We start from the raw sequence: 14,301 nt of genomic DNA, 5'->3' as shown, positions 1-14,301 counted from the left end.
ACACAGACTAGGCCTGCGCGCGCTGAAGCTCAATACGCAAAATCGCACTCGCAGTTGAGGCTTTTCATAATCAGCGGGCACGGGGCCGTTGCTAGTATCGAGACACCGCCAAGAACAACAAGGACAAGGTCCATGCAGTATTTCCCCAATATCGAGCCGGTTCGCTACGAAGGCCCGAACAGTGATTCGCCCCTCGCTTTCCGCCACTACGACGCCGACAAGCTGATCCTCGGCAAACCCATGCGTGAACACCTGCGCATGGCCGCCTGCTACTGGCACACCTTCGTCTGGCCGGGCTCCGATGTGTTCGGTGCCGGCACCTTCAAACGCCCGTGGCAACGCAGTGGCGAACCGATGGAACTGGCTATCGGCAAGGCTCAAGCCGCATTCGAGTTCTTCAGCAAACTGGGCATCGATTACTACTGCTTTCACGACACGGACGTCGCCCCCGAAGGCAACTCGCTGAAGGAGTACCGCGAACACTTCGCGCAAATGGTCGACCGCCTCGAACAGCATCAGGAACAAAGCGGCATCAAGTTGCTCTGGGGCACTGCCAACTGCTTCAGCAATCCACGTTTTGCCGCCGGTGCCGCGAGCAATCCCGATCCGGAAGTGTTCGCCTGCGCCGCTGCGCAAGTGTTCAGCGCAATGAACGCCACCCATCGCCTCAAAGGCTCCAACTACGTGCTGTGGGGCGGTCGTGAGGGCTACGAAACCCTGCTCAATACCGACCTGAAACGTGAGCGCGAACAACTCGGGCGCTTTATGCGCATGGTGGTCGAGCACAAGCACAAGATCGGTTTCACCGGTGACCTGCTGATCGAGCCCAAGCCGCAGGAGCCGACCAAGCACCAGTACGATTACGACAGCGCCACGGTGTTCGGCTTCCTTCAGCAGTACGGGCTGGAGAAGGAAATCAAGGTCAACATCGAGGCCAACCACGCGACCCTGGCCGGCCACAGCTTTCATCACGAAATCGCCACGGCCGCCTCGCTGGGAATTTTCGGCAGCATCGACGCCAACCGTGGCGATCCGCAGAACGGCTGGGACACCGACCAGTTCCCCAACAGCGTCGAAGAAATGACCCTGGCGACCTATGAAATCCTCAAGGCCGGCGGTTTCAAGAATGGCGGTTTCAATTTCGACTCCAAGGTGCGCCGGCAGAGCCTCGACGAGATCGACCTGTTCCACGGCCACGTCGGCGCCATGGACGTTCTTGCCTTGTCGTTGGAACGCGCCGCCGCGATGGTTGAGAACGATCAACTGCAAGTGCTCAAGGATCAACGCTACGCCGGCTGGCGTCAGCCGTTCGGGCAAGCGGTGATGGCAGGAGACTTCAATCTTGAGTCGCTGGCCGAGCACGCGTTCACCAACGAACTGAACCCGCAAGCCGTCAGCGGCCGCCAGGAAATGCTCGAAAACATCGTCAACCGTTACCTGTATCGCTGATCGCCAAGGGAGGCTGCCGACGCAACGACGCTGTGACAATTGCACGACAATTCTGTGCCTGCTGCGTCGGCAGATTCTCTACAGTTCTACCAGCCCGATTCATCGTCAGGCCGTGTCTTTCCAACAAAAATAAAAGGACGCACCACCATGAAGAACTTGAAACGTACGCTGTTGGCCAGTGCCCTGGCGTTGTTGGCCCTGCCGGTAATGGCCGACGCTACCCACCCGAAAATCGGTTTCTCCATTGACGATCTGCGTCTGGAACGCTGGTCGCGCGATCGCGATTACTTCGTCGCGGCGGCGGAAAAAATGGACGCCAAAGTCTTCGTGCAATCGGCCGACGCCAACGAGCAGAAGCAGATTTCGCAGATCGAAAACCTCATCTCTCGCGGCGTCGACGTAATCGTCATCGTGCCGTTCAACGCAACAGTGCTGACCAACGCCGTGGCCGAGGCGAAGAAAGCCGGAATCAAAGTGGTGTCTTACGACCGGCTGATTCTCAACGCCGATGTCGACGCCTATATCTCCTTCGATAACGAAAAGGTCGGCGAGATGCAGGCCGGCGGCGTGCTGAAAGCGGCGCCCAAGGGCAATTACTTCTTGCTGGGTGGCGCGCCCACCGACAACAACGCCAAGATCCTCCGTGAAGGCCAGATGAAAGTGCTGCAACCGGCCATCGACAAGGGCGATATCAAGATCGTCGGCCAGCAGTGGGTCAAGGAATGGAACCCGACCGAAGCGCTGAGCATCGTTGAAAACGCCCTGACCCGTAACAACAACAAAATCGACGGCATCGTCGCCTCCAACGACGCTACCGCTGGCGGCGCCATCCAGGCATTGGCCGCGCAGCAACTGGCCGGCAAGGTGCCGATTTCCGGTCAGGACGCCGACCTCGCAGCCGTCAAACGCGTGATCGCCGGCACGCAAACCATGACCGTGTACAAACCGCTGAAACTCATCGCCTCCGAAGCGGCCAAGCTCTCGGTGCAACTGGCACGCAACGAGAAACCCGCCTACACCTCGCAGTACGACAACGGCAGCAAGAAAGTCGACACCATCCTGCTCACGCCAACGCCGTTGACCAAGGACAACATCGACTTGCTCGAGCAGGACGGCTTCTACACCAAGGCGCAGATTGCCGGGAAATAACCAGAGCCCAAATCTTTGGTTATGCAAAGAACCCTGTGGGAGCGAGCTTGCTCGCGAAGGCGGTGTATCAGTCAGCGATGCATTGCTTGAACTGACGCTTTCGCGAGCAAGCTCGCTCCCACAAGGGCTCTTTGGTGTTCAGGTCCCTGGTATACGAGCCTTTTCCATGTCCGACTATCTGCTGCAAATGAACGGCATCGTCAAAACCTTCGGCGGTGTCAAAGCGCTCAACGGCATCGACATCAAGGTCCGGCCCGGTGAATGCGTGGGCCTGTGCGGCGAGAATGGTGCCGGCAAGTCGACGCTGATGAAGATCCTTTCGGCGGTCTATCCCCATGGCACGTGGGACGGTGAAATCCTCTGGGACGGGCAACCGCTCCGGGCGCAATCGATCAGCGAAACCGAGGCCGCCGGCATCGTCATCATCCATCAGGAACTGACCCTGGTTCCGGATCTGTCGGTGGCGGAAAACATCTTCATGGGCCATGAGCTGACGCTGCCGGGCGGGCGCATGAACTACCCGGCGATGATCCACCGTGCCGAAGCGTTGATGCGTGAATTGAAAGTGCCGGACATGAACGTGTCGCTGCCGGTTTCGCAGTACGGCGGCGGCTACCAGCAACTGGTAGAAATCGCCAAGGCCCTGAACAAACAGGCGCGTCTGCTGATTCTCGACGAGCCCTCCTCGGCCCTGAGCCGCTCGGAAATCGAAGTGCTGCTGGACATCATCCGCGACCTCAAAGCCAAGGGCGTCGCCTGCGTCTACATCTCGCACAAACTCGATGAAGTCGCCGCCGTGTGCGACACCATTTCGGTGATCCGCGACGGCAAACACATCGCCACCACCGCCATGGCCGACATGGACATTCCACAGATCATCACGCAGATGGTCGGGCGCGAAATGAGCAACCTCTACCCCAGCGAGCCGCATGAGATTGGCGAGGTGATTTTCGAGGCGCGCCACATTACTTGCTACGACGTCGACAACCCCAAGCGCAAACGGGTCGACGACATCTCCTTCAGCCTCAAGCGCGGCGAGATTCTCGGCATTGCCGGGCTGGTCGGAGCCGGCCGCACCGAACTGGTCACCGCTCTGTTCGGCGCTTACCCCGGCCGCCACGAGGGCGAAGTCTGGCTGGACGGCCGACCGATCGACACGCGCACGCCGCTGAAAGCGATCCGCGCCGGCCTGTGCCTGGTGCCCGAAGATCGCAAGCGCCAGGGCATCATTCCGGATCTCGGTGTCGGTCAGAACATCACCCTCGCCGTGCTCGAGAGCTATTCGAAAATGACCCGCATCGATGCCGAAGCCGAGCTGGGCTGCATCGACCGGGAAATCTCCCGTCTGCATCTGAAGACCGCAAGTCCCTCCCTGCCGATCACCAGCCTGTCGGGCGGCAATCAGCAGAAAGCCGTGCTGGCGAAAATGCTGCTGGCCAAACCGCGCGTACTGATTCTCGACGAGCCGACCCGAGGCGTGGACGTCGGCGCCAAGTACGAGATCTACAAGTTGATGGGCGCGCTGGCCGCCGAAGGCGTGTCGATCATCATGGTTTCGTCGGAACTGGCCGAAGTACTCGGCGTCTCCGACCGCGTGCTGGTGATCGGCGAAGGCCAGTTGCGCGGCGATTTCGTCAACCACGAGCTGACCCAGGAACAGGTACTCGCCGCCGCCCTCAGCCAGCCGGGCAGCCATAACAATAATGATCGGAAAACCGCGTAAATGAATCAGGTCAAACAACTGTTCACCCGCTACAAAATGCTCGCGCTGGTATTCGCCGTGGTGCTGATCTGGCTGTTCTTCAGCTGGCAGACCGAAGGCGGTTTCCTCACCCCGCGCAACCTTTCCAACCTGCTGCGGCAGATGTCGATCACCGGCATCCTCGCCTGCGGCATGGTGCTGGTGATCATCAGCGGCGAGATCGATTTGTCGGTGGGCTCATTGCTCGGTTTGCTTGGCGGCCTCGCGGCGATACTCGACGTGGTCTATCACATTCCGCTGCTGGCGAATCTGAGTCTGGTCGCCCTGTGCGGCCTGATGATCGGCCTCGCCAACGGCTACATGGCGGCGTACTTGCGCATCCCGTCCTTTATCGTCGGCCTGGGCGGCATGTTGGCGTTTCGCGGGATTTTGCTGGGGATCACCGGCGGCACCACCATCGCCCCGGTATCGCCGGAGCTGGTCTACGTCGGCCAGGGATATCTGCCCCACGCGATCGGCACTGGCCTGGGTGTGCTGCTGTTTGTGCTGACGGTGTTCCTGACCTGGAAACAACGACGCAATCGCGCCCTGCATGGCCTGGCGGCGCATTCGCTGGTGCGTGATGTTGTGCGCGTGCTGGTGATCGGCGCGGTGCTGGCCGGTTTCGTCCAGACCCTCAACAGCTATGACGGCATTCCCGTGCCGGTGCTGCTGTTGCTGATTCTGCTCGGCGTGTTCAGCTACGTCACCAGCCAGACCGTGTTCGGCCGCCGGGTCTATTCGGTCGGCAGCAACATGGAAGCAACGCGTCTGTCGGGCATCAATGTGCAGGCGGTCAAGCTGTGGATCTTCGGCATCATGGGCGTGATGTGCGCACTCGCCGGCGTGGTCAACACCGCACGCCTCGCGGCCGGCTCACCGTCCGCCGGCAGCATGGGCGAGCTTGACGCCATCGCCGCCTGCTTCATCGGTGGCACCTCCATGCGCGGCGGCTCCGGCACCGTCTACGGCGCCCTCCTCGGCGCGCTGGTGATCACCAGCCTCGATAACGGCATGTCCATGCTCGACGTGGATAGCTACTGGCAGATGATCGTCAAGGGCAGCATTCTGGTGTTGGCGGTCTGGGTGGATGTGAGTACGCGCACGGCGCGGCGTTGATCGCGGCAAACCTGGAGGGATCTGCTTCAAAAGGGAGCAAGAACGCAAGCCGCTGCTACGCTACGTAACACAATATTATGGAATACCAGATACCAAAAAACGCTGTTTCAAACGCTTGGTCCGCTCTGGCTCAATGGCTTCGAGGGCCTTGCACAGCTTGGCCCGTATCTTGCTCCTCCAGTGCATATCGCGCTCAAGGTCTATGGCCATGCCTGTATCCTCCGCACAATTCGGCGACGCTCACACCCGCTCTTCAAGCGCGGCGTGTGCGTTGCCGTGTGCAGCCATGGCGCGTTATCTCCGTCGATTCCGCTCTTCGTCCTCCATCGTGCTGCCGCGGCTGCCATCCTGCGTGAGCGCGAAGCAAAACGGTTTCTGGCAGATAGTCAGGTAACACCTCCCCACGAGAGTCTCTCTCGATCTCTCGCAGTTTCCGCCTTGGCGGATCGCTGCGCACCGTCATTACCGAGTTTCCTGGTGAGTCCCTCCGGCTCGCCCGGCGCTCTGCATCCGGAACAAACCTGATGAACCAAGACACCGCCTTGCTTGTGATCGATATGCAAAAGGAAGATGGCTTCCCGCTCGAACGCTTCGATCAACTGGTCGATAACGCCGCATCCCTGATCGATCGCGCTCGCCAGTTGCACATCCCGATTTTCTACACCCGCCATGTCAACGACGCTCCGGGCCGCGATCTGGCGCTGGGCGAACCGGTAGACGACCAAGGCAGGCCAACGACTTACCGCGCCGGCACATCTGCGATCGAGATCATTGACGCCCTGGCGCCTCGAGACGCTGACGTCGTCATCGATAAACGCCGCTACAGCGCCTTCCACGGCACCCGTTTGGCTCAGATGCTCAACCGCCGAGGCATCAAGCAACTGGTGGTCATCGGCGTGCTGACGGATGTGTGTGTCATGAGCAGTCTGTTCGACGCCTATCAGCACGACTTCCAGATCAGCCTTGTCGCTGACGCCTGTAGCGCGACTACAGAGGGAGCGCATTACTCGGCACTGTTCATCCTTTCCAACTGGCTATACGGGCTGGAGCTCTTCACCACCGAGCAGTTGTCGAGACGCTGGAACAACGAGCCGGCAACATCGCTTCGAACCGCCGAACCCGATCACCTCGCCTTCCAGCCAGATGAATTCCCACAAGTCGTAGCGCGCTTTCAACGCCGCCTCGTCGACGCCTACTGAACGGAGAACAGACATGAAAGTTGAAAAACGCAGCATCGACTTTATCCCTGAGAGCGAGCGTCACGGTCGGCCACGTTCCCTGTTCTTCGTCTGGTTTGGTGCCAACGCCAACATCACCACGGTAGCGGCTGGAGTGTTGCCCATCAGCCTGGGACTCAATCTTTTCTGGAGTGCGCTATCGATTCTTATCGGTTCGCTGATTGGTGCAATCTTCATGGCTTCGCACTCCGCGCAGGGGCCGAGACTGGGTATTCCGCAGATGATCCAGAGCCGGGCACAATTCGGGGTTTTCGGCGCCATCGTCCCGCTGCTGTTCGTCATGCTTATTTACTTGGGCTTTTTCGTCAGCAACACGCTGTTGGCTGCTCAGGCGGTGAGCGACCTGAGCCCGTTGAGCACCGCTGGCAACATCGCTCTGCTGGGCGCGGCATGCTTCCTGGTCGCGCTGTTCGGCTACCAATTGATTCATCGCGTGCAGAAGCTGCTTTCGCTGATTTCGATTGCGGTGTTCGGCATCGCCACCCTGCTCGCCCTCGCGCTGCCGATAGAGACCGGCCAATGGACCGCGCAGGGTTTCAATCTGGTCAGCTTCCTCGCCTCCGTCAGCATCGCGGTCACTTGGCAATTGTCCTACGCACCTTACGTGGCGGACTACTCTCGCTATTTGCCGAGCGCCACATCCACCCGCCAAGTGTTCTGGTACAGCTATGCCGGTACCGTGATCGGTGGAAGCTGGATGATGTTGTTAGGCGCCGTACTGGCCAAGGGCATGGTGGGGTTCTCCGATAACGTCGGGCTGCATCTGATAGGCCTGCTCGGAGGAGGCACCCTGCTGATGGTGGCATTCGTGCTTTACGGCCAGATCGCCATCAACGTGTTCAACCTGTATGGCGCTTTCATGTCGACGGTCACGATGATCGAGCCTTTCTCTGCGCTCAAAATCACCCCGTCTGTACGTGCGGGATTCCTGCTGATCATCTGCACGACCGCTACCGGTTTATGCACTCTGGCGCAGGACGACTTTCTACAGTTCTTCCTGAATTTCATCTTTTTCATGAGCTACTTTCTGATCCCCTGGACGGCGATCAATCTTGTCGATTACTACGCGCTGCGCAAAGGCGTTTACCGGATTGCCGACATCTTCGATCCGGCAGGCATCTACGGTCGGGTGAACTGGACAGCAATCGCAGTATTCCTTTGCACCATTGCTCTGGAAATTCCGTTCATGAACACCTCGATGTACGTCGGGCCTGTTGCCACCAGCCTGCAAGGCGTCGACCTGGCGTGGGCCGTTGGCTTGCTGTGCCCTGCGTGCGCTTACTACGCCCTCATGCGCCGGCGCGGTTCGCTGTTGATCAAGGCAACGGGAGTCTGACTGAGCAGAGCAGATCTGCTTTCCATACCCGGAGATAGGGGCTGAGGTCTGTCAGCGCAGACGTCAGCCCCCCTTCGGACCAGCGCGCCAAGGCATGCACTGCCTTGGCGACTGGCACTGACGCTCAATTCAAATGCCATCCAGCCCCGGATAATCCACATACCCTTCCCTGCCCTGGCTGAACCACGTGCTCATTTCGCTTTCCACCAATGGCAACTGCCGAGCGAATCGCAGCGGCAAATCTGGATTGGCAATAAACGGCCGTCCAAACGCAATCGCATCGGCGAATCCGGCATCCAGTTGCGCTTGAGCCCTGGCGAAACCGTAATCCGAATTGAGGATCAGCACGCCTTTGAACAGTTCGCGGATCGCCCCGGCCAGCGGTGGTCGTTCGGACTTGCCGAAGGTGCCGTCCAGCGGCGGTTCGCGGACTTCCAGATGAGCAATGCCGATCAATGACAGCACTTCGGCGGCGCGGATGAACAGTGTTTCGGGATCACTGTCGCGGATGCTCTGTTCATAGCTGCTTGGGGTCAAGCGCACGCCGGTGCGGTCGGCGCCGATGACTTCGGCGACCGCCTCGGTCACTTCCTTAAGCAAGCGGATGCGGTTGTCGACCGAACCGCCATAGGCATCGCTGCGGAAATTGTCACTGTCGCGCAGAAACTGGTCGATCAGATAACCGTTGGCGGCGTGGATCTGCACGCCATCGAAACCCGCCTCGATTGCATTGCGGGTCGCCTGTCGAAAGTCTTCCAGCAATGCGGGGATTTCTTCCAGCGGTAACGCGCGCGCCGGGGTATACGGCTGCTTGCCTGCATACGTATGCGCCTGCCCCGGCGCGGTGGTGACCGATGCGGAAACCGGCTGGCCGCCGCCAAGGAAACTCGGGTGCACGACCCGGCCCATGTGCCACAGCTGCGCGATGATCCGGCCACCAGCGCCATGCACTGCGTCGGTGACCTTACGCCAGCCGGCGACCTGTTCGGCCGACCAGATGCCCGTCGCGTACGGCCAGCCCAGACCTTGCTGGCTGATGCCGATCGCTTCGGAAATGATCAGGCCGGCGCTGGCGCGCTGGCGGTAATACTCGACCATCATCTCGGTCGGGACGTGCTCACGGGTACCGCGCGCCCGGGTCATCGGCGCCATCAGGATACGGTTGGGCAAATCGAGCGCGCCGAGGCGCAGGGAATCGAATAACGATGTCATGTTCAGGCTCTCAAAAAAGTGGGGTGGGTCAAACCAGGCGTGCGCCGCCGTCGATGTTTAGTACGGCGCCGTTCATGAAGGTGTTGCTCATCAGGAACACCGCTGCCGCACCCGCCTCTGCGGCTGTGCCGAGGCGATGCAGGGGCAGCACCTGCTCAAGAGAAGCGACGAACGCATCACGCCCCTCGCCCAGTGCCTTGCCGAGAATCGGGGTGTTGATCGGGCCGGGCGACAGCGTGTTGACCCGCACGGGTGCCAATTCCAGAGCCAGACCGCGAGCCAGTGCTTCCATCGCTGCCGAGGCGGCGGCGAGCACGGCGGTGCCGTAGGCATTCGGGCGATCAGCCAGAGAGCCGGAGATAAACGTGATCGAGCCGTCTCTTGCCAGCCTGTCGCCAAGAACCCGAATCGCATTGATCGATGCCCAGATGCGTTCATCGAACGCGCGGTGCAGATAATCGAGATCAGCCGCGAGCACGGTGCCAGCCACAAACGAGCCGGCGAGCAGAACGAGGTGATCGACCTTAGGGATATCGGCCAAGGCAGTTTCGAGAGCCTGACTATCAGTCACGTCGGCCGCGCGCCAGCCATCGAGCCCATGTTCGCTGGCGGCCTGCTCGGCACGTGCGGCGTTCGAACCGATGACGATGACCTTGGCGCCGGCGGCTTTCGCTTGCACCGCAGCGGCAAGGCCAATGCCGGAAGTGCCGCCGAAAATGACCACGGTTTTGTCGTTGAGTGTGGATGGCAGGTTTTGGCTGATGTTCATGCTGAGTCTCCGTCTGGAACACCTGAATGGCGTTCGATGGGCAAAGACTACGGTTTGGAAGCCACATTGATAATTAGGCCGAAAGTCGCTTTACTAGTGCCATGAAGGCACAAATTGGATTGGATCGTTTAACCGGGCTTATCGCCTTTGCACGCGCGGCTTCGCTGGGCAGCTACACGGCTGCCGCTCGAGCATTGTCGGTGTCGCCGTCGGCCATCAGTAAAAGCGTGCAACGACTCGAAGAGCATTTCGGGCTTATGCTGTTTACCCGCACCACCCGCTCGCTGGTACTCACCCCGGAAGGCCGTGATCTTTACGAACGGGCGCTGCGGATTCTGCGCGAAGTCGAAGACATCGATCAGGCCGCCGTCGCCTCCCGCGCCGAGCCTTCGGGGGTATTGAAAGTCACAGCGCCGTTGCCCATCGGATTGAATATCCTCGCGCCAGCCCTGCCGAGGTTTCGCGAGCAATATCCAAATGTGACGGTCGATCTGCGGCTCGGCGATCAATATGCCGACCTCATCGAGCAAGGCATTGATGTCGCGGTTCGGGTTGGCAATCTTGCCGACTCACGTCTCATCTCTCGGCCGCTTGGGCCACATCGAATCGGTGCGTTTGCCTCGCCGGACTATTTGCAGCGCAAGGGTACTCCGCTTACGGCCGAGGATCTCGCCGAGCACGAGTGCGTGAATTTCCGCTATCAAAGCACCGGGCAGACTTTGCGCTGGCCGTATCTGGCCGGAGACAGACAGTTGGAACTGGCACCCGACGCGGCCTTCACCGTTGATGCCAGCGATGCGGTCGCGGCGGTGCTGGCTGCCGGCGGCGGCGGCATCGGTATTTCGCCGCACTACGTCGCGGCGGCGTATGTTCGTCGGGGCGAACTGGTCCCGGTGCTGCCACAGTTCACCGTCGAACGCTTCGCCATTACCGCGTTGTGGCCGGAGAGCCGTCGCGGTAGCCCGAATGTCAAAGCGTTCACGGCGTTCCTGCTTGAACTGTTCCCCGCCACGCCGCCATGGGATCAGGTCATCGAGAATGCGGTGAAACATTGAAGGGAGCTCGCTCGGCTGGATGCATCATGCCAGAGCTCAATGCGCGGATCAGAGTTCGACCTTTCGTTGGTGTTTTACCCTTTCTCGCCAATTCCCCGGCAAATCAGATATTTCTGCCTAGACTTGAACATGTCTCGGCACTTGAACGCGTTCAGCGCGTCGAGCGGTCATCACAATAAAAACAAGAGGAATCACCCAGATGCTCAGATCTCTGTTCAGCGCACTTGCCTGCGCTTTGGCGGTAAGCAGCATGAACCCGGCCATGGCGGCAGACCCGGTGATCATCAAGTTCTCGCATGTGGTCGCTGACCAGACGCCCAAGGGGCAAGGTGCGTTGCTGTTCAAGAAACTGGTCGAGGAACGCTTGCCGGGCAAGGTCAAGGTCGAGGTGTATCCCAACTCCTCGCTCTTTGGTGACGGCAAGGAAATGGAAGCCCTGTTGCTCGGCGATGTGCAGATGATTGCGCCGTCGCTGGCCAAGTTCGAGCAATACACCAAGTCAGTGCAGTTGTTCGACCTGCCCTTCCTCTTCAATGACATCAACGCTGTCGACCGCTTTCAACTGAGCCCGCAGGGTCAGGGCCTGCTCAAATCCATGGAAAGCAAAAACATCACCGGCCTGGCTTATTGGCACAACGGCATGAAACAACTGTCGGCCAACAAACCACTGCGTGTACCGGCGGATGCGCGCGGCCTGAAGTTCCGGGTGCAGGCCTCTGCGGTGCTGGAGGAGCAGTTCAAGGCGGTGCGGGCCAATCCGCGCAAGATGAGTTTTGCCGAGGTATACCAAGGCCTGCAGACCGGAGTGGTCAACGGGGCGGAGAATCCTTACTCGAACATCTACAGCCAAAAGATGCATGAAGTGCAGAAGTACATCACCGAATCCAACCACGGTGTACTGGACTACATGCTGATCACCAATACCAAATTCTGGAACGGCCTGCCGCCCGACGTGCGCAGCGAACTGGACAAGATCGTCGTGGAAGTCACCACCCACGTGAACAAGGAAGCCCAGCAACTGAACGAGGGTGACAAGCAGCGCATCCTTGCCGCCAAAACCACGGAAATCATCACCCTCACGCCAGAAGAACGTGGGCAATGGCGCGATGCGATGAAACCGGTGTGGAAGAAATTCGAAGGCGAAATCGGCGCTGAGCTGATCTCTGCTGCCGAAGCCGCAAACCAGGCGCAATAATCCCAAGGCAGGCGCCGCTGCGTCGGCGCCTGCCCGTCTTCACTCGACGTGAGATGCCATCCATGAAAGCGCTTCGGCGAATCTGGGAACACTTCGAGGAAGGCTTCATCGTCTTCCTTCTTGCGGCCATGACCCTCGTCACGTTTGTCTACGTGATCCTCAACAATTTCTACAGTCTGTTTTACTGGCTCGCCGATCATTGGCCGGCGGCCAGTGTTCCGCTGTTCGCCGTTGGCGATCAGATCATGGGCATGGCGCAGGCCATGACCTGGAGCACTGCCCTGACCAAAGCGCTGTTCGGCTGGCTGATTTTTTTCGGCCTGGCTTATGGCGTGCGCACCGCCGGGCATATCGGTGTCGACGCACTGGTCAAACTGGCGCGCAGATCGGTACAGCGTTACATCGGCATCCTCGCCTGCCTGTGCTGTCTGGCCTACGCGGGGCTGCTCGCCGTCGCCAGCTTCGAATGGATCGAAACCTTGATGAACGCCGGTATCGGTGCCGAGGATCTCGGCCATTTCGGCGTCATGCAGTGGCATATCGGGTTGATCGTGCCGCTGGGCTTCGCGCTGGTGTTCATCCGCTTCGCTGAAATTCTCCTGCGCATCCTGCTCAACCGTCAGACCGGCCTCGGGCTGGCCGATGAAGCGGCCGACGCGCTGAAACTTGCCGAACACGAGGATGACAAGCCATGACCATCGCCTTCCTGTTCGTGGCCTTGTTCGCCTTGATGTTCATCGGCGTGCCGATCGCCATCTCACTGGGCCTGGCCGGCTCCCTGACGATCATTTTCTTCAGTCCCGACTCGGTGCGCTCTCTGGCGATCAAACTGTTCGAGACCTCGGAACACTACACGCTGCTGGCCATTCCGTTTTTCCTGCTGGCCGGGGCCTTCATGACCACCGGCGGCGTCGCCCGCCGGCTGATCGACTTCGCCAACGCCTGTGTCGGGCATATTCGCGGCGGCCTGGCCATCGCGGCGGTGCTGGCCTGCATGCTGTTCGCCGCCCTCTCCGGTTCAAGTCCCGCCACGGTCGCTGCGGTGGGCTCGATTGCGATTGCCGGGATGGTCCGTTCCGGCTATCCGCAAGCGTTCGGCGCAGGGATCATCTGCAACGCCGGTACGCTGGGCATCCTGATCCCGCCGTCGATTGTGATGGTGGTTTACGCCGCCGCTACAGAAACCTCCGTGGGCAAGCTGTTCATGGCCGGCGTGGTACCTGGCCTGCTGCTGGGCACCGCATTGATGGTGGCGATCTACATCGTTGCGGTGAAGAAAAATCTCCCCGCCTTGCCGCGTGCGACGCTTCGCGAGTTTCTGAGTACGGCACGCAAGGCAATATGGGGCCTGTTGCTGATGGTGATCATCCTCGGCGGCATCTATTCGGGCATGTTCACCCCGACCGAAGCTGCCGCAGTGGCAGCCGTCTATTCGGCCTTCATCGCCTTGTTCGTCTACAAGGATCTGACCTTTCGCGAGACACCCAAGGTTCTCCTCGACTCGGCCAAGCTGAGCATCATGCTGATGTTCATCATTGCCAACGCCATGCTGTTCGCCCACGTGCTGACCACCGAACAGTTACCTCAACAAATTACTGCCTGGGTGATCGAAGCCGGGCTGACGCCGGTGACGTTTCTGCTGATGGTCAACATTGTGCTGTTGATTGCCGGCGCGTTCATGGAACCGTCAGCGATCATCCTGATCCTGGCGCCCATCCTCTTTCCCATCGCGATGAAACTGGGCATCGATCCGATTCACCTCGGCATCATCATGGTGGTCAACCTTGAGATCGGCCTGATCACGCCACCGGTGGGCCTGAACCTGTTCGTGACCTCGGCGGTGACCGGCATGTCCTTGCCGGCCACAGTCAAAGCCGCGATGCCCTGGTTGTCGATTCTGCTGTTGTTCCTGATCCTGATTACTTACGTGCCGTGGATCTCACTGGTGCTGCCGAACTGGCTGGGGATGAACTGACGTCGTGACGATCACGTTCAGCCGGGACCGGCCAGAGTGCAATCACTCTGCTTAAAACCATAA

Annotated in this window: 12 protein-coding genes; 10 read left to right on the top strand and 2 right to left on the bottom strand. The window is 59.9% G+C overall.

Translation table 11 applies throughout. From position 1 onward, the window contains the following. The first annotated feature begins 132 nt into the window (after positions 1–132). The 6 genes from xylA (at position 133) to QMX86_RS08700 (ending at position 8,032) form a co-directional block, all read left to right on the top strand. Positions 133–1,449, top strand: a complete 1,317-nt coding sequence (xylA, locus tag QMX86_RS08725; RefSeq protein ID WP_110599155.1) for a xylose isomerase — start codon at positions 133–135, stop codon at positions 1,447–1,449. 147 nt (positions 1,450–1,596) lie between these two features. Further along, positions 1,597–2,598 carry a D-xylose ABC transporter substrate-binding protein gene (xylF, locus tag QMX86_RS08720; RefSeq protein WP_110645764.1) on the top strand — a complete coding sequence of 334 codons (1,002 nt, stop codon included), beginning with the start codon at positions 1,597–1,599 and terminating at the stop codon, positions 2,596–2,598. Between the two features lie 166 nt (positions 2,599–2,764). Next, entirely contained in the window at positions 2,765–4,321 is a 1,557-nt protein-coding gene (gene xylG, locus QMX86_RS08715; RefSeq protein ID WP_110599153.1) for a D-xylose ABC transporter ATP-binding protein, read from the top strand. Further along, positions 4,322–5,458, top strand: a complete 1,137-nt coding sequence (locus QMX86_RS08710; protein WP_016774325.1) for a sugar ABC transporter permease — start codon at positions 4,322–4,324, stop codon at positions 5,456–5,458. It begins immediately after the preceding gene. 524 nt (positions 5,459–5,982) lie between these two features. Continuing rightward, positions 5,983–6,657, top strand: coding sequence for an isochorismatase family cysteine hydrolase (locus QMX86_RS08705; protein WP_282384960.1), 675 nt, complete (start codon positions 5,983–5,985; stop codon positions 6,655–6,657). Positions 6,658–6,670: 13 nt separating this feature from the next. Beyond that, positions 6,671–8,032 carry a cytosine permease gene (locus QMX86_RS08700; protein ID WP_282384962.1) on the top strand — a complete coding sequence of 454 codons (1,362 nt, stop codon included), beginning with the start codon at positions 6,671–6,673 and terminating at the stop codon, positions 8,030–8,032. A 129-nt stretch (positions 8,033–8,161) separates the two neighbouring features. Here QMX86_RS08700 and QMX86_RS08695 read toward each other — a convergent pair whose 3' ends face one another. Together QMX86_RS08695 and QMX86_RS08690 are read right to left on the bottom strand one after the other, a co-directional pair. Continuing rightward, positions 8,162–9,244 (bottom strand): alkene reductase, encoded by a 1,083-nt coding sequence (locus QMX86_RS08695; RefSeq protein ID WP_282384964.1) that lies wholly within the window; start codon positions 9,242–9,244, stop codon positions 8,162–8,164. Between the two features lie 28 nt (positions 9,245–9,272). Next, a complete protein-coding gene (locus tag QMX86_RS08690; RefSeq protein ID WP_110645769.1) occupies positions 9,273–10,013 on the bottom strand; it encodes an SDR family oxidoreductase in 741 nt (246 codons plus the stop codon). A 101-nt stretch (positions 10,014–10,114) separates the two neighbouring features. Here QMX86_RS08690 and QMX86_RS08685 point away from each other — a divergent pair, with 101 nt between their 5' ends. From QMX86_RS08685 to dctM, 4 genes are all read left to right on the top strand, one after another. Next, the gene (locus QMX86_RS08685) at positions 10,115–11,068 is read left to right on the top strand and encodes a LysR family transcriptional regulator (protein WP_282384965.1); all 954 of its coding nucleotides are present in this window, start codon (positions 10,115–10,117) and stop codon (positions 11,066–11,068) included. Positions 11,069–11,318: 250 nt separating this feature from the next. Beyond that, the gene (gene dctP, locus QMX86_RS08680) at positions 11,319–12,263 is read left to right on the top strand and encodes a C4-dicarboxylate TRAP substrate-binding protein DctP (RefSeq protein ID WP_223630351.1); all 945 of its coding nucleotides are present in this window, start codon (positions 11,319–11,321) and stop codon (positions 12,261–12,263) included. Positions 12,264–12,325: 62 nt separating this feature from the next. Continuing rightward, a complete protein-coding gene (locus QMX86_RS08675; RefSeq protein WP_024012587.1) occupies positions 12,326–12,958 on the top strand; it encodes a TRAP transporter small permease in 633 nt (210 codons plus the stop codon). After that, positions 12,955–14,238, top strand: coding sequence for a C4-dicarboxylate TRAP transporter large permease protein DctM (dctM, locus tag QMX86_RS08670; RefSeq protein ID WP_073475087.1), 1,284 nt, complete (start codon positions 12,955–12,957; stop codon positions 14,236–14,238). Before QMX86_RS08675 ends, dctM begins: the two co-directional genes overlap by 4 nt. Positions 14,239–14,301: the final 63 nt, after the last annotated feature.

The sequence above is a fragment of the Pseudomonas sp. PS01270 genome (assembly GCF_029959775.1).
Lineage (GTDB): Bacteria > Pseudomonadota > Gammaproteobacteria > Pseudomonadales > Pseudomonadaceae > Aquipseudomonas > Aquipseudomonas atacamensis.
Note: the sequence above shows the minus strand (reverse complement) of the source record. Positions and strands in the feature narration are given on the sequence as shown.